At 69.9% G+C, this 18,979-nt stretch carries 18 protein-coding genes; 12 read left to right on the top strand and 6 right to left on the bottom strand.

Annotated features, from left to right (window positions below):
* Positions 1 to 22: 22 nt before the first annotated feature.
* Positions 23 to 1,057, bottom strand: a complete 1,035-nt coding sequence (locus E7T09_RS06910) for a response regulator (protein WP_136388334.1) — start codon at positions 1,055 to 1,057, stop codon at positions 23 to 25.
* A gap of 101 nt (positions 1,058 to 1,158) precedes the next feature.
* Between E7T09_RS06910 and E7T09_RS06905 the strand changes: the two genes are divergently transcribed.
* Both E7T09_RS06905 and E7T09_RS21855 read left to right on the top strand, forming a co-directional pair.
* Positions 1,159 to 2,658 (top strand): amidohydrolase, encoded by a 1,500-nt coding sequence (locus tag E7T09_RS06905; RefSeq protein ID WP_136388333.1) that lies wholly within the window; start codon positions 1,159 to 1,161, stop codon positions 2,656 to 2,658.
* Between the two features lie 278 nt (positions 2,659 to 2,936).
* Positions 2,937 to 3,077 carry a hypothetical protein gene (locus E7T09_RS21855; protein WP_168734723.1) on the top strand — a complete coding sequence of 47 codons (141 nt, stop codon included), beginning with the start codon at positions 2,937 to 2,939 and terminating at the stop codon, positions 3,075 to 3,077.
* 50 nt (positions 3,078 to 3,127) lie between these two features.
* Here E7T09_RS21855 and leuS read toward each other — a convergent pair whose 3' ends face one another.
* Positions 3,128 to 5,608 (bottom strand): leucine--tRNA ligase, encoded by a 2,481-nt coding sequence (gene leuS, locus E7T09_RS06900; protein WP_136388332.1) that lies wholly within the window; start codon positions 5,606 to 5,608, stop codon positions 3,128 to 3,130.
* Between the two features lie 208 nt (positions 5,609 to 5,816).
* Between leuS and E7T09_RS06895 the strand changes: the two genes are divergently transcribed.
* Entirely contained in the window at positions 5,817 to 7,034 is a 1,218-nt protein-coding gene (locus E7T09_RS06895; RefSeq protein WP_136388331.1) for a hypothetical protein, read from the top strand.
* Positions 7,035 to 7,037: 3 nt separating this feature from the next.
* On the opposite strand, the gene arsB is transcribed toward E7T09_RS06895, so the two are convergent.
* Both arsB and hpt read right to left on the bottom strand, forming a co-directional pair.
* On the bottom strand, positions 7,038 to 8,315 hold the full coding sequence (arsB, locus tag E7T09_RS06890) for an arsenical efflux pump membrane protein ArsB (RefSeq protein ID WP_136388330.1): 1,278 nt from the start codon (positions 8,313 to 8,315) through the stop codon (positions 7,038 to 7,040).
* 131 nt (positions 8,316 to 8,446) lie between these two features.
* Complete coding sequence (hpt, locus tag E7T09_RS06885) at positions 8,447 to 8,974, bottom strand: hypoxanthine phosphoribosyltransferase (RefSeq protein ID WP_136388329.1); 528 nt, start codon at positions 8,972 to 8,974, stop codon at positions 8,447 to 8,449.
* Positions 8,975 to 9,036: 62 nt separating this feature from the next.
* Between hpt and trpC the strand changes: the two genes are divergently transcribed.
* The 6 genes from trpC (at position 9,037) to E7T09_RS06855 (ending at position 13,924) form a co-directional block, all read left to right on the top strand.
* Positions 9,037 to 9,831: an indole-3-glycerol phosphate synthase TrpC gene (gene trpC / locus E7T09_RS06880; RefSeq protein ID WP_136388328.1), complete on the top strand. Its 795-nt coding sequence runs from the start codon at positions 9,037 to 9,039 to the stop codon at positions 9,829 to 9,831.
* Between the two features lie 81 nt (positions 9,832 to 9,912).
* Entirely contained in the window at positions 9,913 to 10,623 is a 711-nt protein-coding gene (locus tag E7T09_RS06875; RefSeq protein ID WP_136388327.1) for a TVP38/TMEM64 family protein, read from the top strand.
* 52 nt (positions 10,624 to 10,675) lie between these two features.
* Positions 10,676 to 11,734 carry a phosphoribosylformylglycinamidine cyclo-ligase gene (gene purM / locus E7T09_RS06870; RefSeq protein ID WP_136388326.1) on the top strand — a complete coding sequence of 353 codons (1,059 nt, stop codon included), beginning with the start codon at positions 10,676 to 10,678 and terminating at the stop codon, positions 11,732 to 11,734.
* Entirely contained in the window at positions 11,731 to 12,444 is a 714-nt protein-coding gene (locus tag E7T09_RS06865; RefSeq protein ID WP_136388325.1) for a histidine phosphatase family protein, read from the top strand. The genes purM and E7T09_RS06865 overlap by 4 nt, the downstream gene beginning before the upstream one ends.
* Before the next feature lie 11 nt (positions 12,445 to 12,455).
* Positions 12,456 to 13,394: a methylmalonyl Co-A mutase-associated GTPase MeaB gene (gene meaB, locus E7T09_RS06860; RefSeq protein ID WP_136388324.1), complete on the top strand. Its 939-nt coding sequence runs from the start codon at positions 12,456 to 12,458 to the stop codon at positions 13,392 to 13,394.
* Positions 13,391 to 13,924: an isoprenylcysteine carboxylmethyltransferase family protein gene (locus E7T09_RS06855; RefSeq protein ID WP_136388323.1), complete on the top strand. Its 534-nt coding sequence runs from the start codon at positions 13,391 to 13,393 to the stop codon at positions 13,922 to 13,924. Before meaB ends, E7T09_RS06855 begins: the two co-directional genes overlap by 4 nt.
* Positions 13,925 to 14,018: 94 nt before the next feature.
* On the opposite strand, the gene E7T09_RS06850 is transcribed toward E7T09_RS06855, so the two are convergent.
* Complete coding sequence (locus E7T09_RS06850) at positions 14,019 to 14,525, bottom strand: hypothetical protein (protein WP_136388322.1); 507 nt, start codon at positions 14,523 to 14,525, stop codon at positions 14,019 to 14,021.
* Between the two features lie 99 nt (positions 14,526 to 14,624).
* Here E7T09_RS06850 and E7T09_RS06845 point away from each other — a divergent pair, with 99 nt between their 5' ends.
* Positions 14,625 to 15,791: an MFS transporter gene (locus tag E7T09_RS06845; RefSeq protein WP_136388321.1), complete on the top strand. Its 1,167-nt coding sequence runs from the start codon at positions 14,625 to 14,627 to the stop codon at positions 15,789 to 15,791.
* A gap of 93 nt (positions 15,792 to 15,884) precedes the next feature.
* Positions 15,885 to 16,463: a hypothetical protein gene (locus tag E7T09_RS06840; RefSeq protein WP_136388320.1), complete on the top strand. Its 579-nt coding sequence runs from the start codon at positions 15,885 to 15,887 to the stop codon at positions 16,461 to 16,463.
* Positions 16,464 to 16,502: 39 nt separating this feature from the next.
* Here E7T09_RS06840 and E7T09_RS06835 read toward each other — a convergent pair whose 3' ends face one another.
* Complete coding sequence (locus E7T09_RS06835) at positions 16,503 to 17,555, bottom strand: LLM class flavin-dependent oxidoreductase (RefSeq protein WP_136388319.1); 1,053 nt, start codon at positions 17,553 to 17,555, stop codon at positions 16,503 to 16,505.
* A gap of 143 nt (positions 17,556 to 17,698) precedes the next feature.
* Between E7T09_RS06835 and glcF the strand changes: the two genes are divergently transcribed.
* Complete coding sequence (glcF, locus tag E7T09_RS06830; RefSeq protein WP_136388318.1) at positions 17,699 to 18,976, top strand: glycolate oxidase subunit GlcF; 1,278 nt, start codon at positions 17,699 to 17,701, stop codon at positions 18,974 to 18,976.
* Positions 18,977 to 18,979 lie beyond the last annotated feature (3 nt).

Raw genomic sequence — 18,979 nt, 5'->3', positions numbered from 1 at the left:
GCCCATCAACCCAGACGCCGTGTCAGTCCATGTCTACGGCCCACCACGCTTCACGTTGTGCGGCGAGGCGGGCGCGGGGGTCACCAATGGAATCCAGCGCCTTGGCGAGTCCCTGCCAGTCCTGCTCGCTCATGGGATCGATGGCCAGGGCGCGCTGGTGGAACTGGGCGGCGTCCTTGGCCTTCCCGGCGCTGGTGGCCGCCTTGGCGGCGATGCCCAGGAGGCTGAACTGCTTCTGTTCCAGGCGGGCGCGGACGTCATCCACCCAGGGGGAATCCGCGCCCGGCAGGAAGTTCCCGTACTGGCTGATCAGTTCCCGCATTTCCTCCAGGCCCAGCGCGCCCTGCTCGGCCTGCGCGGTCAGCAGTTCGAAGCGCTGCACGTCGTACTCAGGGTTCAGGTCGCTGTTCAGGGCGTAGCGGCGGTTGGCGCTGACCACGGCGTCGTTGCTCAGGCTGCGGCGCAGGCGGTGCAGGGTCGTGTGGAACAGGCTGCTGGCGCGCGCCTCGTCCTTCTCGGGCCACAGGGCCTCGGCCGCTTCCCAGGAGGTGACTTCCTTGTGCTCCAGCAGGTAGAAGAACAGTTCGAGCGCCTTGCGGCTGACCCACGACACGGCCGCGCCCTGCCACACGACCTGCGCGGTGCCTAGGCCCTTGGCGAGCATGCCGCTCTCGCCCTGCAGGGTCAGGCCGGCGCGGCGCAGGCGGGCGTCCACGGCGGTCGTCAGGTCGGCGGGTGTGAAGGGTTTGGGCAGGTAATCGTCCGCGCCAAGGTTCATGCCGCGCCGCACATCGCCCCGCTCGGCGTGGCTGGACAGCAGCATGAAGGGCACGCTGGCCAGTTGCGGGTTCTCGCGGATCTTTTCCAGGAACTCCAGGCCGGTCATGTACGGCATCACCACGTCGCTCACCACGAGGTCCGGCGTGAAGACCTTCAGCAGGTCCAGCGCCTCGACGGGGTGGCTGCTGGTGCGAACCTCATGCCCGGCGCGTGAGAGGATCACGCTCACGAGCTTGAGGATGGCGGCGTCGTCATCCACGACCAATATGCGGGGCATGAAGAAAGTCTAACAGGAACGCGCGGGGCGTAAAGCGGCCCGTATGCAGCGGTGCCCGTCTGCGTCGCACCCGCGCCCGTGGCTTGCCCTACCCTGTGCACATGCGCGCGCCCCTGACGGTCATCCACGCCCGGACACTCACGCTAGACGATGCCCTGCCCGAGGTTCAGGCCGTGCTGGTCGGAGGGGGCCGGGTGCTCGCCGTGGGCAGCGCCGACGAATTGCGCGCCCAGGCCCCGCGTGCCGAGGTGCTCGACCACCGCGACCTCCTGCTCACGCCGGGCCTGTGCGACGCGCACATCCACCTCGTCATGTACGGCGCGTCGCTGGGAGAGGTGAACCTCGCCGGGGCGCGCAGCGTGGCCGAGGTGCAGGCGAAGGTCGCGCAGCGGACCGTGACCACCCCTACGGGCACCTGGATTCGCGGGGGCGGGTTCCTGCTGTCGGAACTGGGCCTCGGTGACTACCCCACCGCCGCGCTGCTCGACGAGGTCAGCCCGCACCACCCTGTAATCCTGTACTCCCGCGACCACCACATGACCTGGGTGAACTCGGCCGCCCTGCGCGCCGCCGGGATCACTGACGCCACAGCCGATCCGGAAGGCGGGAAGATCGTGCACCCCCTGGGCTGCCTGCTGGAGGGCGCGTCCGATCTGGTCGTGGCGCAGCTGCCGTCGCCCACCGAGGCCGAGTGGCTCGCGCACGCGAAGGCCGGTGCGGACGATCTGACCTCGCGCGGCTTCGTGAGCGCGCACACCATGGCCTACGAGGAGCCCGGGGCGCCGCGGGCGGTGCAGACCCTGGCCGCCCGGGGGGAGCTGCCCCTGCGCGTCTGGGCGTGCCTGCCGCACCAGCGCCTGGAGCATGCGCGGGAACTGGGGCTGGCCCTCGCCCCCGGCGGCCTGTTCCAGTGGGGCGGCGTCAAATTCTTCGCGGACGGCGCCCTGGGCAGCCGCACCGCTTGGCTGCATGCCCCTGGGTTCGCGGACGGTAGCGGCACCGGCATTCCCCTCGACCCGCCCGAACTGATCGTGGAACGCGGGCGTCAGGCCATCGACCTGGGCCTCACGCCCGTCACGCACGCCATCGGCGACCGGGCGAACACCGAGGTGCTGGACGCCTACGACCAGCTCCGGCCGGCGGCCGAGGCTCGTGGGATCCGCCTGAGGATCGAGCATGCCCAGCACCTGCGCCCGCAGGACATCCCCCGCTTCCGGGGCCTGACTGCCAGCGTGCAGCCCATCCACCTCCAGGCCGACGCCCCCATGATCCGGACGCTGCTGCCACACCTAGAGGCCGGCAGTTACGCCTTCAAGTCCCTTCAGGACGCCGGGGCGATCCTCGCGCTGGGCAGCGACGCGCCGGTTGCGCCCCCGGACGTGCGCGCCACCTTCGCCGCCGCCACGACCCGCCTCGACGACGGCGGCCGGCGGCTCACACCCGGTGAGACCATCAGCGACCTCGACGTCCTGCGGGCGTACACCCGTGGGCCAGCCCTGGCCGCCGGCTGGAATGATGAGGGCATCATCCGCCCAGGTGCCCGGGCGGCCTTCACCCTGTGGGACAGGCTGGGTGCCACCGCGCAGGCCCTGGTGCTCTGATGTGTTCTGAGCGCTGGTCAGGTTGATGGCAGAAGGCATCACTGGACGCCCACTATCCAGGCTCGTCCCGTCGTGCTGAAATCTCGAAGGTGGTGTTCATATCCGGCTGCCACTTCGCGCACGGCACTGTTAGTTCAGGCCTCATAGTCTCCACATTCGCTGGAAAAGTGGATTTCAAGCAGGGATAACGGGGTATGGCTGCCCCGGTGTTAGAGGCTCTCGCTCTTCAAGTCATCCTAGGGCTGCCCAGTGGGACAGAGCTGAGCATTCCAGATCTGATGGCCGAACTGAACCTGCACCTCCCGGTCGACTCAGCCATCACCGATCCGGCGGCGGTGGGCGCCGCCGCCCGATATCTGGCTTCGCTCGGCTACCTCCAGGTGGGACGCGATGAGCCCACGCTCTATCGGGTGCCGTGAGCAGAGCCCCGCTCAGCGCGAGCGGGGCCGAGCACTGAACCGGAGTCTGGTCAGCCCTTCACGACGATATTGATGATCCGACCCGGCACGTAGATTTCCTTTACCGTCTCCTTGCCCTCGACAAACCGGGCAACGTCCGGATTCGCGCGGGCGGCGGCCATGGCCTCGGCCTGCGTGGCGGTCTTGGAGATGGTCACCTGCCCGCGCACCTTGCCGCCCACCTGCACGCCCATGGTCACGGTGTCGCGGGTGGCGGCCGCCTCATCCACGGCGGGCCAGGCTGCGGTGTGCACGCTGCCTTCCAGACCACGTTCGCACCAGATCTCCTCGGCGATGTGCGGCACCACTGGGGCCAGCATGCGGTTGAAGACGTCCAGCGCCTCGTTCCATGCGGCCGTGCCGAACACGGGCGCGCGTTTGGCCTTCACCAGCGTGTTCGTCAGTTCCATCAGCGAGGCGATGATCGTGTTGAAGCTCAGGCGTTCGAAATCCCCACCCACCTTCTTCAGGGTGCTGTGCACGGCGTAGCGCAGGTCGGCCTCGCTGACCGTCTCGGCGGGGCCGCTGGACTTCTCCTCGAAGTACACGTTCCACACGCGGCTCAACCACTTGGCGGGGCCGTTGATGCCCTGCGGATCCCACGGGCCGCCCAGTTCCCACGGGGCGATGAACATCAGGTACGTCCGGACGGTATCCGCGCCGTACTCGCTGACCAGGTCGTCCGGATCGACGACGTTGCCGCGCGATTTGCTCATCTTCTCGCCGTCCTCGCCCAGGATCATGCCCTGGTTGCGCAGGCGAGCGAAGGGTTCGTTCTGCGAGGTCAGGCCCATGTCGCGCATGACCTTGATCCAGAAGCGCGAGTACAGCAGGTGCAGGATCGCGTGCTCGATGCCGCCGGTATACAGGTCGACGGGCAGCAGTTTCGCCTTCGCCGGATCGAAGGGCCCCTCGTGGTAGTGCGGCGACAGGTAGCGGTACATGTACCAGCTGCTGTCCACGAAGGTGTCCATGGTGTCCGTGTCGCGTTCGGCGGGGCCGCCGCAGACGGGGCAGGTGGTGGCCAGCCAGTCCCGATCCAGCTTCAGGGGGCTCTGGCCGGTGGGGGTGAACGCCACGTTCTCCGGCAGTTTCACGGGCAGCTGATCCTCGGGCACCGGCTGCGCGCCGTGCTCCGGGCAGTGCACGAAGGGAATCGGGGTGCCCCAGTAGCGTTGGCGGGCGAACAGCCAGTCGCGCAGGCGGTACGTGGTCTTCGCCGTCGCGATCCCCCTGTCTTCCAGCCGCGCCACGATCCCCGCGATGCTCGCCTTGCCGCCGGGCAGCCCGTCGAACTCGCCGGAGTTCACGATCAGGCCCTCACCGGAGTAGGGTTCGGCCGCGTCGGCGGCCATCGGCTCGCCCCCCTCCGGCCGGATGACCTCCACGATGTCCAGGCCGAACTGCCGCGCGAAGGCGAAGTCGCGCTCGTCGTGCGCGGGCACCGCCATGATCGAGCCGGTGCCGTACGTGACCAGCACGTAGTCCGCGACCCAGACCGGCAACTGGTGTCCGGTGATCGGGTGTGTGGCGAAGCTGCCGGTGAACACCCCGGTCTTCTCGCCCTCCTGCTGGCGTTCCACGTCCGTCTTGCGACCGGCGGCGGCCACGTACGCCTCCACCGCCTCCCGCTGTTCGTCCGTGGTCAGGGCCGCCACCTTCGCGTGCTCAGGGGCCAGCACCATGAACGTCGCGCCCATCAGGGTGTCCGGACGGGTCGTGAACACCGTCTCCGGGCCGGCCGGCGTGTCGAAGGTCACTTCGGCGCCCACCGACTTGCCGATCCAGTTCGTCTGCATCAGCCGAACCTTCTCGGGCATGTCCGTGTCGCTGAAGTCCAGCAGCTCGTCGGCGTAGTCCGTGATCTTCATGTACCACTGGCTCAGGTTGCGCCGCTCGACTGCCGTGCCGCAGCGCTCACAGTGGCCGTTCACGACCTGTTCGTTGGCCAGCACCGTCTGGTCTTTCGGGCACCAGTTTACGAAGCCGCCCTTTTTGTACGCCAGGCCGCGCTTGTAGAACTGAATGAAGAACCACTGGTTCCAGCGGTAGTATTCCGGGTCGCTTGTGGCGAACCGGCGGCTCCAGTCGATCATGGTGCCCATCCGCTGGAACTGCCCGACCATGCGGTCGATGTTCTCGTATGTCCACTTGGCCGGATCGACGTTGTTCTTGATGGCCGCGTTCTCGGCCGGCAGGCCGAAGGCGTCGAAGCCCATCGGGAACAGCACGTTGTAGCCGCGCATCCGCAGCCAGCGGGCGCGGGCGTCCGGCGCGACGTTCGCGTACCAGTGCCCGATGTGCAGGTTCCCGCTCGGGTACGGGAACATCGTCAGGGCGTAGAACTTCTCGCCCGGCGCGTTCTCGTCGAAGGTGTACAGCCCGGATTTCGCCCAGGCGTCCTGCCATTTGCGCTCGATGGCGTGAGGGTTGTACCGCTCCATGCGCGGTTCCTGGATGTGGATGGGACTCGCTTCGTTCGTCTGGGTCATGGGGATCACTCCTGAGAAAAGGTCAATAAAAAGCCCCGGCACGCAGCCGGGGACGCTCGAACACACACCTTGCGGTCAGTCGAGTCGTCCCCAGCCGGGAAGCGCAGAGCGGATCATGGCCCCAGTCTAGCGCACGACACCCGCCCGTGCACCCGCCGGGGCGGCACGTGTGGGAACGCCGCGTTCCCCAGGCCCGTAAGGTGGGAACATGGAACGACCCGGAGTCTGGAAACGCATCAGGGCAGGTCTGCGCGGCGAACAGGACGCCGAAACCCTGTATGCCTACAAGCGGGCCGGAGCGTCCGTGCACGACCTGCTGGACGCCGCCGAACGCCGCCGTTTCGAGTTCGCGGCGACCGGCGTGAGCCCCTTTGCCATGACCGCGCAGGTCGGCACGGAACTCGCGTGCATCTGGAACGCCTTCGCCCTCCAGACCCTCGGCGACAAGATGCTCCACGCCGACGAGGTGGCGGATCCCGACACGGCTGGGTTCGTGCCCCCGGTGACCTTCGGGCAGGTGGACGCGTACTACCGCGAGGTGCAGACGTGGATGGCGCACGCCACCCGGGCCGCGCACGATCCGGACTTCACGCTGCCCACTGGGGCGCTGCCCGCGAAACTCCCGGAGTGGTCGCCGGTGGAACCGTGCCCGCGCCCCCACCTGGACGCGATGATCGCCGCCCTGCAGGCCATGCAGCTGCACCTGGAGGCCGCCATGCAGGCCCTCGAGGCGCACACGCCGGAGACCGACGCGAAGAACCTCGCGCGGCTGCGCGGCCTGTTCGCCCAGGCCATCAGCGGCGCCACGTATGCCAGGGACATGTACACCCCCGGCGCGAGCGCCGCCCTGCACGAACAGATCGAGGAACGCGCCAAGAAGGCCGTCGAGGACATCTACCGCGTGGGCCAGCTCGTCAGCTATCCCGCCCTGCTGCGCGAGCCGCCCGCCCGCAGTGTGGGTCGCCCGCCCGCCGCGCGCCCCCAGGTGGCCCTGCCCGGCGAGCCCGGCTTCGACCCGTGGGTGATGACCGACCCGAATTCCGTCGCGGGCATCCGACGTGATCCCAAGACGCACGCGGTCATTGACGACATGTGGAGCCTCGACCCGGATCCCCGCGCCAGCGTGAGGCTGTGGCAGGACATCCAGGAGGCCGTGGCCCGGCAGGACGTGACCTACGCCCGGCACCCCGGTGGCGCCCTGGTCGGCTATTACTTCTGCACGCCCTGGGCTGCCGTGTACGAAGCCGTGCGGCCCGTCGTGATCGGGGACACGCCCGTTCCGCGCGGGCAGCGCTTCACCATAGAGTGTGCGGCCGAGGGCGTCCGCCTGGGGTATCCCTTCAAGCGCGAGGTGGTGCTGGGCACCTTCCGTCCCTCGACCATCGATTACTGCGACCCGGACGCGCCGCCACCGCACGAGGAGTGAGCGTCACCCCAGCCGCAGCCACAGCGCCAGCAGGCCGACCAGCAGCACCGGGGGGGTGAGCACCAGTCCGGCGCGCAGGTACTCGCCCCAGCTCACGCTCAGGCCGCGGCCTTTCAGCACATGCAGCCACAGCAGGGTGGCGAGGCTGCCGATGGGCGTGAGTTTCGGGCCGATGTCCGCGCCGACCAGGGAGCCGAAGGCCAGGGCCTGCTGCGCGTGTCCGCTGACGCCGCTGCCCTGGATGCCGAGGATGGCCGTCAGCAGGGCAGGCAGGTTGTTCAGTCCAGCGCTGAGCGCGGCCACGCTCAGGCCGGAGGCGAGCACGGCGCTGAGGGTGCCGTGCGCCGCCCAGCCCGACAGCCACGCCCCGTACGCGCCGGTCACGCCCGCGCCGCGCAGGCCGTACACGACGGTGTACATGGCGAGGCTGAACGCGACCACGTTCCACGGAGCGCTTTTCAGGACGGCGCGGCTGCCCACGTTCCCGCTGCGCGCGGCGACGATCCACACGATCAGCGCGCACGCGCCGACCACGGCGCTCAGGGGAAGGCCGAACTGCTCGGCCAGGAAGGCGCCCGCGAGCAGCAGCGGCGTGACCAGCCATCCGGTGCGGAACACCCCCCAGGACTTCACGGCGCTGGCCGGTTCCGGCAGGGCCGCCAGGTCGTAGCGGCGAGGCAGCGTCCGGCCGTACGCCAGGAGCAGCGTGCCCAGGCAGGCCAGCACCACGGCCAGATCCACCGGGAGCATCACGCCCGCATACGCGCCGAAGCCGAGCTTGAAGGCGTCGGCGGCGATGATGTTCGTCAGGTTGCTGACGGTCAGGGGCAGGCTGGCGGCGTCCACCACGAAACCCACTGCCAGGGCGACGGTCAGGGTCGCGGCCCGGTTGAGGTTCAGCAGGGCCGCGAGCTCCAGCACGATGGGCGTGAGGATCAGCACCCCGCCATCGTTCGCGAACAGGGCCGCGACCACCGCGCTGAACACGACCAGCAGCGCCAGCAGCCGCCGGCCACTTCCACCTCCCCAGCGGGCCACGTGCAGCGCCGCCCAGCGGAACAGGCCCGCCGCGTCGAGCAGCAGACTCAGGACGATCAGGCCGACCAGACTGAGCGTGGCATTCCACGTGGCGTTCCAGAGCGTCGGCAGGTCGGAGACGTGCACCACACCCAGCAGCAGGGCCACCACCGCACCCAGCGTCGCCGCGCGTGCCGGGCCGATCCCCAGGGGCCGCCAGATGACCAGCGCGACAGTGGCAAGGACAATCAGGACGGCAAGCATCAGGGGCACTGTAGAGCGCGATCTGGGGAGGCTGAAGAGCGTCGCGGGAACGTCAAGAAACCGTCAAGTCTGGTGAAGTCGCCTCCGGACGCTCACGGCGCGTGCCCACGGGCATCTGGAGTGTGGCGGTGTCAGTCCTGGCTGGTGATGAACGGCAGGTTGCGGTCGTACTGCGCGCGGTCCAGGCCGTAGCCGTACACGAACGCGTCGGGGATCGTGAAGCCCAGGTACTCGACGGGCACCTCGACCTTGCGGCGGCTGGGCTTGGACAGCAGCGCCGCGACCTTCAGGCTGGCCGGACCGCGCCCGTCGAGGTACTGCAGCAGGTAGTTCATGGTGATGCCGGTGTCCACGATGTCCTCGACCAGGATCACGTGCCGGCCGCTCAGGGGGAACTGCAGATCCTTGACCAGTCGCACCTCGCCGCTCGACTGCTTGGCGTCGCCGTAGCTGCTGGCCTGCAGGAAATCGATGGTGCAGGGCACCCCCAGCGCCCGCACCAGATCGGCGTGGAACATGAACGCGCCGTTCAGCACGCAGATCAGGTGCGGTTCACGGCCTCGGTAGTCCTCGCGGATCTTCGCGGCGAGCTCATGGATGCGCGCCTGAAGCTGCTCCTGGGTGATCTGGACGGGGCCGGTGCCGGGCGCGAGACTCATAGGGGTCTCAGGCTAACATGCGCTCCGCCTCCGGGCGGAATCCGCCCCATATACTCGGGCGCATGACGGGCCTGCCGAAGCTTAACCTCGAGTCCGTGCCCGGTGTGCTGGGCCGCATCGTGTCGCAGCGGGCCGCCGATTACGCCGGGTTCAGTGCCGAGACCGGCGCCATACGACCTGCCGCCCGGCGCTTCGAGACGGCGCTGGCCGCTCCTGGGCTGTCTCTCATCGCGGAGGTCAAACGTGCCAGTCCCAGCCAGGGAGCCATCGCCCCCCTGAACCCGGCGCCGGCGGCCCGCGCATACGAGGAGGGCGGCGCGGCGGCCATCTCCTGCCTGACCGAGCCCCGCCACTTCGACGGCAACGCGCAGGCGCTGCTGGACGTAGTGGCCGCGGTGGACGTGCCGGTGCTGCGCAAGGATTTCGTGGTGCATCCGGCCATGCTGCGCGAGGCGGCCGAGTGGGGCGCGTCGGCCGCCCTGCTGATGGTCAGCGTGCTGCACGAGGCCACGGGGGCGTACCTGGAAATTGCCCACGACCTGGGCCTGGACGCGCTGGTCGAGGTGCACAGCGAGGCCGAACTGGACGTGGCCCTGGCCTGCGGGGCGCGGATCATCGGGGTGAACAACCGGGACCTGACCACGCTGCAGATCGACCTGCAGGTCAGCCCGCGCCTGATCCGCCGGGCCCGGGAGGCGGGCTTTGCTGGGGTGCTCGTCGCGGAGAGCGGCTACCGCACGCCGGCGGACCTGGCACCCGTGAGGGACATGGCCGATGCCGTGCTGGTGGGCACCAGTCTGGCCGGAAGCGGCGACCTGACGCGGGCGGCCCGCGACCTGATGGCCCCTGCGCCGTGATGGAGGGGTGAGGCCACACCCCCGGACACGCTGAACTTTATGTGGGCGCACGCCCACCCTGAACTGCCTAGACTGGAAGGAATGACGACCGCCGTTCCCTCGCCGCCCCGGCACCTGCGCTGGCTGATCCTGGCCGTCGCTCTGCTGATCCTGGGGAGCGTGGCCCTGATCCCGGACGTCCGGGAGTTCCTGGGGCGGGGGTACGCGGCCCTGCGGTCGAGTGATCCGGCGGTCACGCGGGCTTTCGTGTCCGGGCTGAGCTGGGCCGGGCCGCTCGCGCTGATCGCGGCGTTCATGATCCAGGCGGTGCTGCCAGTGCTGCCCGCCGTGTTCCTGATCGCCGTGACCTCCCGCGCATACGGCCCGCTGGAAGGCTTCCTGATCGTGTACGTCGGGACGGTGCTGGGCGCGGCGGCCGGCTACGCGCTGGGACGCGCCGTGGGCGACACCCTGGTGGGTCTGCTGGCGGGCGAGAAGGGACAGCGCAAGGCCCAGGACTTCGCCGCCCGCTACGGCATCCAGGGCGTCTTGATGATCCGCATGATGCCGATCCTGTCCTCGGACGTGATGAACCTCGTGGCGGGCGCGGCCCGCATGGGCTTCCGGCCCTTCATGCTGGCCACGGCGGCGGGCGCCCTGCCGGTCACGGCGCTGGTCGTGTGGCTCAGTGGCAATACCCACCGCCTGATCGTGGGCCTGGCGCTGTTGTCGGCCGGCGTGGCCATCGTGGCCGTGACGCGCTGGGTGCTGGCGCGGCAGGCGGCGCGTCGCGTCGCTCCTCCGGTCGGGTAAACTGCTGGCGATCTCCGCACGCTCAACCGGGCGGCGGGTTGCTGGGAGGGTCATGACGGAGAGCAACGAGGGCGCTGCGGCGTCGGCTTATGAACGCGCGGGCGTGAGCATCGATGCCGGTCACCGCGCGGTGGCACTGATGAAGGACGCGGTGGCGCGCACGCACACGCCCGCCGTCCTGGGCGGCATCGGCGGCTTCGGCGGTCTGTTCCGCGCGGCCTTCGGGCATATGGCCGACCCGGTGCTGGTCGCCAGCACGGACGGCGTGGGCACGAAGACCAAGGTGGCCGTGAAGGTCGGCAAGCACGGGGGCCTGGGCGCGGACATCGTGAACCACTGCGTGAATGACATCCTCGTGCAGGGCGCCAGGCCGCTGTTCTTCCTCGATTACGTCGCCATGGGCAAACTCCGCCCGGAGGTCGTGGCCGAGGTCGTCACGGGGGCCGCGCGGGCCTGCGAAGTGCTGGGCGTGGCCCTGCTGGGCGGCGAGACCGCCGAGATGCCCGGCGTGTACGTCGAGGGTGAACTGGACATCGTAGGCACCATCGTCGGGGTGGTGGATCGCCCGGATCTGATCGACGGATCGCGCATCGAGGTCGGGGACAGCGTGATCGCGCTGCCCAGCAGCGGCCTGCACACCAACGGGTTCTCGCTGGCCCGGCTGGCGCTGGACGGCCTGGACTGGCACGAGGCCCGCGCGGATCTGGAGGGTCGCACCCTGGCGGACGTGCTGCCCGTGCCGCACCGCGCGTACGTGCCCGCCTTCGACGCCCTGGAGAACGCGGGCGTGGCCGTGCACGGGATGGCCCACATCACGGGAGGCGGCCTGGTGGACAATCCCCCGCGCGTGTTCCCGGCCGGGATCGGCATGCAGGTGGACACGACCTCCTGGACGGTGCCGCCGGTCTTCGAGCTGATCGTGAAGGAGGCGCGGGTTCCGCGCCAGGAGGCCTTCCGCGCGCTGAACATGGGCGTGGGCTTCCTGTTCATCGTGCCCTCCGCACAGCAGGAACGCGCCCTGGCCGCCCTGGGCACGGCCGGCGAGAATCCCTGGGTGATCGGGCGGATGGTGCCCGGTGCGGGCGTGGCGTTCACAGAGGGCACTCCTTGACCCATCGGCTCGCTCCGACCGGCTTCACGCCACCAGACCGGGCCAGCGCCACGGAATTCTGGGTCGTCCGGCACGGCGAGAGCACCTGGAATGCCGACGGCCGGTACCAGGGCCAGGCCGACGTTCCGCTGAGCCACATCGGGGTGTTGCAGGCGGCCACGCTGGCCGAGCGCCTCACCGGGCAGGGCTTCGCGGCCGTCTACTCCAGCGACCTCAAGCGCGCGTCCCAGACGGCCTCGGCCGTGGTGGAACGCCTGGCCGGGCGTCCGGCGGTGCAGCTCGATCCGGGCCTGCGGGAGATCGATGTGGGCGCGCTCTCCGGCCTGGTCATCGCCGACATCCGCGCCCGGCATGCCGACTACCTGAGCGCCCTGCAAGCCGACCCGTGGGCGACCCGACGCCCCGGCGGTGAGAGCATGGCCGACCTCTACGACCGCTGCGGCGCGGCCTTTCACGCGCTGCGGGCGCGGCATCCGGGGCAGCGGGTGCTGGTCTTCACGCACGGCGGCGTGGTGCGCGTGGCCGTGGGGCTTGCGCTGGGCGGCGTGCCCGCCAACGCCTGGTCGCGCCTGAGCGTCACGAACACCAGCATCACCCGCGTGCTGCTGGGCGAGGCGAGCGGCACACTGCTGGGCTTCAACGACGACGCGCACCTGGAGAACCTGATCGAGGCGACCGAGGCCGACGACGTGCTCGGCCAGTCCCCTTGACACTGCCTCCCTTGAACGTGGCCACCCTGGAAACGCGCTACCGGGCTGGCGAGGCCCGCGCCCTGGCCCGCGCCGTCACCCTGGCCGAAGCGGGGTTGCCGCAGGTGCGGCCCCTGCTGCGCGCCGCGCGCGAACGGGCCGGGCAGGCGGTGGTGCTGGGCGTGACCGGCAGTCCCGGCAGCGGCAAGAGCACCCTGGTGGACGCCTTGATCGCTGTGCTGCGCGCGCGCGGGCAGCGGGTCGCGGTGCTGGCCGTGGATCCCAGCTCGCCCTACTCGGGCGGCGCGATCCTCGGTGACCGGATCCGGATGCTGCGCTGGCACGCCGATCCGGGCGTGTTCGTGCGTTCGCTGGCCAGCCGGGGCGCCCTGGGCGGCCTCTCGGCGCGCACCATGAGCGTCCTGGCCCTCCTGGAAGGAGCGGGCCACGGGGACACCGGGTTCGACTGGGTGATCCTCGAAACGGTGGGCGTGGGCCAGTCCGAGGTGGATATCGCTGCCGCCTGCGACCACACCCTGCTGGTGCTCACCCCGGCCGGTGGGGACGGCGTGCAGGCCTTCAAGGCCGGCATCATGGAGATCGCCGACGTGATCGCCGTGAACAAGGCCGACCTGCCCGGCGCCGACCGAACCGTGCGGGAACTGCTGGCCGCGCAGGGCCTCGGCGCCCACGACGAGCACACCTGGTTCGCGCCCATTCGCAAGGCCATCGCCGCGAAAGGGGAGGGGATCGACGTCCTGATCGACGCGGTGGAGGCCCACCGGGCCCACCTGGGGGAGAGCGGCCTGCGCGCCCGGCGGGAGGCCCGCGCCGAATTCGAGGTGCGCTCGCTGGTGCAGGAGCGCCTGCAGCGCCGCGCCCGCGAGGTCAGCCACGATCTCTATGCCCGCGTCGCCGCTGGTGAACTGGATGCCGAGGCCGCCGCCGACGAACTGCTGGGCCGCCCATGAACGCCCGGACGGCCGCGCCCCTGCTGCTGACCCTGCTGACCGTGCAACGCCTGCTGGAACTGCGCGTCGCGCGCTCGAACGAACGCTGGGCCCGCGCGCACGGGGCCGTGGAATATGGCCGCGACCACTACCCGCTGTTCTTCGTGCTGCACCCCGCGTGGATGATCGCCACGTATCTCGAGGGCCGCCGTTCGCGCGGGCCCGTGAATGTGCCTGCCCTGCTGCTGTTCCTGCTGGCGCAGCCCCTGCGCTTCTGGGTGATCCGCACGCTCGGCACGTACTGGAACACCCGAATCCTGATCGTGCCCGGCGGCGAGCGCGTCTCAGGCGGGCCTTTCCGCTTTCTGAAACACCCCAATTACGCGGTCGTGGCGCTGGAGATCGCGGCAGCGCCTCTGGCGGTCGGGGCGTGGCGCAGCGCCCTGGCCTTCACGGCGCTCAACGCCGCGCTGCTGCTCCTGATCCGCATTCCTGCCGAGGAATGCGCCCTGGCCGCCTACGGGGCCAGAATCGATGATCCTGCCGGTTGAAAGCCACAGGATCCGGCTGAACCTTTGAAGAATTCGAAAGCTGTCCGGAAGCTCCGGAGCGGCTGTCAATGTGAACTGGACTCGAAGGCGTGTCTCAGTTCTGGGGGAAGCGCCGTTCCATCACCAGACCGCGCGGCGTATCGGCCAGTTGCACCGCCGGCAGGATCTGGAGGCCCTGCAATTCCAGGCGGGACCGGCCCGGCTCGTTCGTCCGCTCGATCGCGCACGCCACCCACTGCACCAGGTACCCCAGTTTCGACGCCTGCACCACGACCTCCAGTTCCGGCAGGCCGTCCGTGAAGTGCTCGGTGACGATCACCGCCTGCTGGGTGCGCTCGGCAGGTTCCGTGTCGAAGCTCCACCACCCGGAGGTCTCCTCCCGGTGCGCCATGATCAGCGGCAGGCCGCGCAGGGTCGCCAGGGCCTGCGCGAGCCCCTCCGCACCCGGCAGCCCGATCACCGCGTCGATCTCCGGCAGGCCGACCACGAACTCGTCGGAGATGCTCTGAATGTCCTTCTCGTTCAGATTCTGCAACCTGGACATCAACCGTTCCTCACTGGGCAGCAAGGACGACACCACGGAACGGAAAAACGACGCCATGCCTCATGTTAGCGGGTTTCTGCGCGTCCAGACACCATCCCCCCCGACGCGTGGCCGCTTGGCTGGCAGCGCCACCCTTTGGGGAGTAGCGTGCAGGACATGCAGGCTGCCGCCACCGTGACCGCCACCCGCCACGCTGCCTCGATTGCCCTGGCCGTCACGGCGGGCCACTTCATCAACGATGCCTACGGAGCGATGCTCACGCCCCTCACGCCCGCCCTGCAGCACAAGTTCGGGGTGAGCATCGCCGCGGTGACCCTGCTGGCCAGCGTGTTCTCGCTGACCAGTTCCGTGCTGCAGCCCCTGCTGGGCATCATCGGCGAGCGGCTCGACCGGCGGTACGCGGCGGCCCTGGGGCCACTCGTCACCGGCGTGGGCCTGACCCTGCTGGGCTTCGTGCCGTGGTTCGGCGCGCTGGTTCTGCTGGTGGCCGCCGCCGGGTTCGGCAGCGGCTTCTTCCACCCGGCCGGGGCGGCGTACGTCGCGCAGCACAGCCCGCCGAACCGGCGCGGCCTGTGGGCCAGCATCTTCAGCGCGGGGGGCACGGGCGGGAGCGCGCTGGGTCCGGTCTTCGCCGGCGTGGGCCTCACGCACCTGCCGTGGTTCTCGCTGATTGGTGTGGCCGTGGCCGCGCTGACCTTCGCGGTCACCCCCAGCGGCGTGCAGAAGGCCCGCCGGGTCAGCATGGCCGAGTACGTGGGCATCTTCCGGGGGCCGATGGTGTGGCTGTGGGCCATGGCCGTCCTGAGATCCCTGGCCAGCATGGGCTACAACGCCATGCTGCCGTTCATCCTGCTGGGCCGGGGGTACGGCACGCGCGAGGTCGTCATCACCCTCGCCGTGTTCGCCGTGGCTAGCGCCGCCGGCGGCCTCCTCGGCGGACGCCTGAGCGACCGCTACGGCCGGACCCCCGTGCTGCGGGGCGCGATCCTGACCACCCTTCCCTTCTTCGTCGCGCTGATCCTGAGCAGCCCGGCCAACTGGTGGTTCTACCCGCTGACCTTCCTGGTGGGCGCGGCCGTGAACGCCAGCATTCCCGTCGGCGTGGTCACGGCGCAGGAGTACGCGCCCGGTCACGTCGCGGTCGCCAGTTCGATCATGATGGGCTTCTCCTGGGGCTTCGCCGGCATCCTCGTGTTTCTCGTCGGCGCCCTGGCCGACGTGACCAGTCCCACCACGGCCGCCCTGTGCGCCATGATCCTGCTCGTCCCCAGCGCCGTGATCGCCACGCGGCTGCCCGAACCGGGGCGTGGCGAGTTCCGGTAACAGCGGCCCACAGAACGCCTGGCCACGCCAGACCGCTCCCGAGCGGCCGTGGTGCCACGACTGGGTGCCATCAAACTGGAGGCTGGAGGCCACATGCACGAGTTCCATAGCCTGCTCAAGGAGTGGGAAACCTTCGCCCTCCTGCTCGGCACCGCCGCCGCCACCCTGGCTGGCCTGACGTTCATCGCCGTAACCATGGGGCAACGCACGGCGACCCGTCAGCGCCTGCCGATCCTGCGGGCTCACCTCGATCCGGCCCTGCTGGCGCTGCTGCTGACCCTGATCCTGTCCGCCGCCCTGCTGATGCCCACCCTCACCCGGCAGGTCTTCGGTCTCGGGCTGATCCTGACGGGCGTGGCCGCCCTGGGGTACATGGCCGCCGTGTTCCGCTCCATGTACACGCGCGGCGTGCGCGGCTGGGATGTCGCGGACTGGACATGGTACGCGGTGGCACCGGTGGTCAGCGGCGCGCTGCTGATCGTCTCCGGGGAGCTGGCCCTCAGCAGCCAGTCCCGCGCGGCCCTGACCATGGCGGGCCTCACCCTGCTGCTGCTCCTGAGCATGGGCGTCCGCAACGCCTGGGATCTGGTGACCTTCACCCTGCTGATCACTGCCCCGAACGACCAGGGCGACGACACCGGGCATGACCCTGGAACGCCGCCTCTCAACTGACAGCCGAGGGCTCGGGCCTCCGGCCGATTACCTCCTCGCTTACCCGGCCGTCACGGCCACTTTCCCCTCAGCGGCCCGTACGGCGTCCATGACCAGCCGGTACGAGGAACGGCGCCGGTCAGGATCGGGCAGGATGCTGGTCAGGATCAGTTCGTCGGCGTTCGTGTCGCGCGCCAGCTCCAGCAATCGCCGGGCGACGTCCGCCGGATCGCCGATAATCGCGCGTTTCCGCATCCCATCGGCCACCGCCCGCTCCTGAGGCGTGTACGGATAGGCTTTCGCTTCCTCCACGGTGGGGAAGGGCGCACTCTCGCCCCGCGTCAGGCGCAGGAACATCAGCCCCAGCGGCAGGCTCAGTTCCTCCGCCTCGGCGGCTGTGGGCGCGCAGACCACGCTCGCTGCGACGATCACCCGGGCGTCCGGCATCGTGTCGCTCGGCTCGAACTCCGCGCGGTACAGGTCGGCAGCCTGCCTTGCCAGAGCCGTGTCCGGGTTGATGTGCCACGCGAACGCCAGCCCCGCCCCCGCCTGCGCCGCCACCCGCGCGCCGTACCCGCTGCTGCTCAGAATCCACAGCGGCGGGAACAGTCCCTCACCTGCCGGAGCCGCAATCGTGCCCGCGAAGGGATGCCCGGCGGGGTACTCCCCCGTGCCATACGCGATCAGGTCGCTCAACTGGCGCTCGAAGGGTTCCTCCATCAGTGCGCTCTGGCCCCGCAGAGCCCGCGCCGTGCGACCATCCGTGCCCGGCGCGCGGCCCAGCCCCAGATCCACCCGGCCCGGCGCGAGTGCCCCCAGCAGTCGGTAGCCCTCCGCCACCGAGAGCGGCGCGTGGTTGGGCAGCATCACGCCGCCCGATCCCAGCCGGATGGTGCTCGTCACCTGAGACGCCGCCGCAAGCACCGCCAGCGGCACGCTCGACGCCAGGGATCCCATGTTGTGGTGCTCCGCCACCCAGTACCGGGCATATCCCATCGCTTCGGCATCCTGCGCCAGGTGCAGCGCGTCCCGCACGCCAGTCGCCGCGTCAGAACCGAGCGGCACCGGCACCAGATCGAGAACGGACAGCGGCAGGGGAGAGGGAAGAGTCATAGGGGCGAGTGTGCGCCAGATCAAGCAGTGAGACGTTGGGATGGGTCACGAACGGATATTCTCCACACCCCTAGCCCACCGCGCCTGCGCGCCCATTTGTTCCTGACTGGCACGCCTATCCTGGGCCGTATGGAGTTTCGCGCTTGAACAACGACATTCCCGCGCACGTGCCCGGCGGTCAGGGCGAGGTGATGGCGCACGCTGTGGACGCCTGCGTACACTGCGGTTTCTGCCTGCCCGCGTGCCCGACCTACGCGCTGCTGGGCGACGAGATGGACAGCCCGCGTGGCCGGATCATCCTGATGAAGGAGGTGCTGGAGGGCGGCCTGCCCCTGATGGACGCCGCGCCGCACCTGGACCGCTGCCTGGGCTGCATGGGCTGCGTGACCGCGTGTCCGAGCGGCGTGCCGTACGGGGAACTCATCACGGCCTTCCGGGGGTGGAGCGAGCCGAGGCGCACACGTACTCCCTTCGACCGGGCAAAACGGTACGCGATCCTCAAGGCGCTCCCGGCCCCGAAGCTGTTCAGCGTGGCGGCCCGCGTGGGCCAGTACGCCAAGCCGCTCGCGCCGCTGCTGCCGAATGCGCTGCGCTCGCCGCTCGACCTGCTGCCGGAGCACGTGCCCGCCATGCAGCCCAGCCCGGCAATCACGCCCGCGAAGGGGCCGCAGCGTGGCAGGGTGGCGTTCCTGGTCGGCTGCGCGCAGCAGGCGCTCGCTCCGAACTTCAATGCGGCGACCCTGCGTGTGCTCGCCCGCAATGGCATCGAGGTCGTCGTGCCCGACGGTCAGGGCTGTTGCGGCGCGGCCGCCCTGCATACGGGCGCGCGGGACGAGGCTCTAACGCTCGTGCGCGCGAACCTGAACGCGTTTGACCCGGACGACTTCGATGCGATCCTGTCGAACGCCGCCGGTTGCGGCGCGGGCCTGAAGGAATACCCGATGGTGCTGCATGGCGAACCCGATGAGGCCCGCGCCCGCGCTTTCGCGGCGAAGGTCATGGACATCAGCGAGTACCTGAATGGTCTGTTGCAGGACGGCGCGCTGGAGCCGATGGTGCCTGCATCCAGACCCCTGAAGGTCGCGTACCACGACGCCTGCCACCTCGCGCACGCGCAGGGCGTGAAGGCGGCGCCGCGTGCCCTGCTACGCGCCATTCCTGGCGTGACCGTGCTGGAGGTGCCGGAAGGCGACCTGTGCTGCGGCAGCGCGGGCACCTACAACCTCGAACAGCCGGAGCTTGCCACGCAGCTCGGCCAGCGCAAGGCGAAGCACATCCTGTCCACGACTCCTGACCTGATCGCCAGCGGCAACATCGGCTGCCATACGCAGATTCAGAGCCATGTGCGTCGTCAGCACAGTGGCGTGCCCGTCATGCACACCGTGGAAGTGCTGGATCTGGCGTACCGGGGCGAGCTGTGACGG

This window comes from Deinococcus sp. KSM4-11 (genome assembly GCF_004801415.1).
In the GTDB taxonomy this organism is placed as follows: domain Bacteria; phylum Deinococcota; class Deinococci; order Deinococcales; family Deinococcaceae; genus Deinococcus.
Note: the sequence above shows the minus strand (reverse complement) of the source record. Positions and strands in the feature narration are given on the sequence as shown.

What these genes read in the sequence shown, in the direction of transcription:
- E7T09_RS06910 (WP_136388334.1), bottom strand. Translation starts at nt 1,057, where the DNA reads ATGCCCCGCATATTGGTCGTGGATGACGACGCCGCCATCCTCAAGCTC.
- E7T09_RS06905 (WP_136388333.1), top strand. Translation starts at nt 1,159, where the DNA reads ATGCGCGCGCCCCTGACGGTCATCCACGCCCGGACACTCACGCTAGAC.
- E7T09_RS21855 (WP_168734723.1), top strand. Translation starts at nt 2,937, where the DNA reads ATGGCCGAACTGAACCTGCACCTCCCGGTCGACTCAGCCATCACCGAT.
- leuS (WP_136388332.1), bottom strand. Translation starts at nt 5,608, where the DNA reads ATGACCCAGACGAACGAAGCGAGTCCCATCCACATCCAGGAACCGCGC.
- E7T09_RS06895 (WP_136388331.1), top strand. Translation starts at nt 5,817, where the DNA reads ATGGAACGACCCGGAGTCTGGAAACGCATCAGGGCAGGTCTGCGCGGC.
- arsB (WP_136388330.1), bottom strand. Translation starts at nt 8,315, where the DNA reads ATGCTTGCCGTCCTGATTGTCCTTGCCACTGTCGCGCTGGTCATCTGG.
- hpt (WP_136388329.1), bottom strand. Translation starts at nt 8,974, where the DNA reads ATGAGTCTCGCGCCCGGCACCGGCCCCGTCCAGATCACCCAGGAGCAG.
- trpC (WP_136388328.1), top strand. Translation starts at nt 9,037, where the DNA reads ATGACGGGCCTGCCGAAGCTTAACCTCGAGTCCGTGCCCGGTGTGCTG.
- E7T09_RS06875 (WP_136388327.1), top strand. Translation starts at nt 9,913, where the DNA reads ATGACGACCGCCGTTCCCTCGCCGCCCCGGCACCTGCGCTGGCTGATC.
- purM (WP_136388326.1), top strand. Translation starts at nt 10,676, where the DNA reads ATGACGGAGAGCAACGAGGGCGCTGCGGCGTCGGCTTATGAACGCGCG.
- E7T09_RS06855 (WP_136388323.1), top strand. Translation starts at nt 13,391, where the DNA reads ATGAACGCCCGGACGGCCGCGCCCCTGCTGCTGACCCTGCTGACCGTG.
- E7T09_RS06850 (WP_136388322.1), bottom strand. Translation starts at nt 14,525, where the DNA reads ATGGCGTCGTTTTTCCGTTCCGTGGTGTCGTCCTTGCTGCCCAGTGAG.
- E7T09_RS06845 (WP_136388321.1), top strand. Translation starts at nt 14,625, where the DNA reads ATGCAGGCTGCCGCCACCGTGACCGCCACCCGCCACGCTGCCTCGATT.
- E7T09_RS06840 (WP_136388320.1), top strand. Translation starts at nt 15,885, where the DNA reads ATGCACGAGTTCCATAGCCTGCTCAAGGAGTGGGAAACCTTCGCCCTC.
- E7T09_RS06835 (WP_136388319.1), bottom strand. Translation starts at nt 17,555, where the DNA reads ATGACTCTTCCCTCTCCCCTGCCGCTGTCCGTTCTCGATCTGGTGCCG.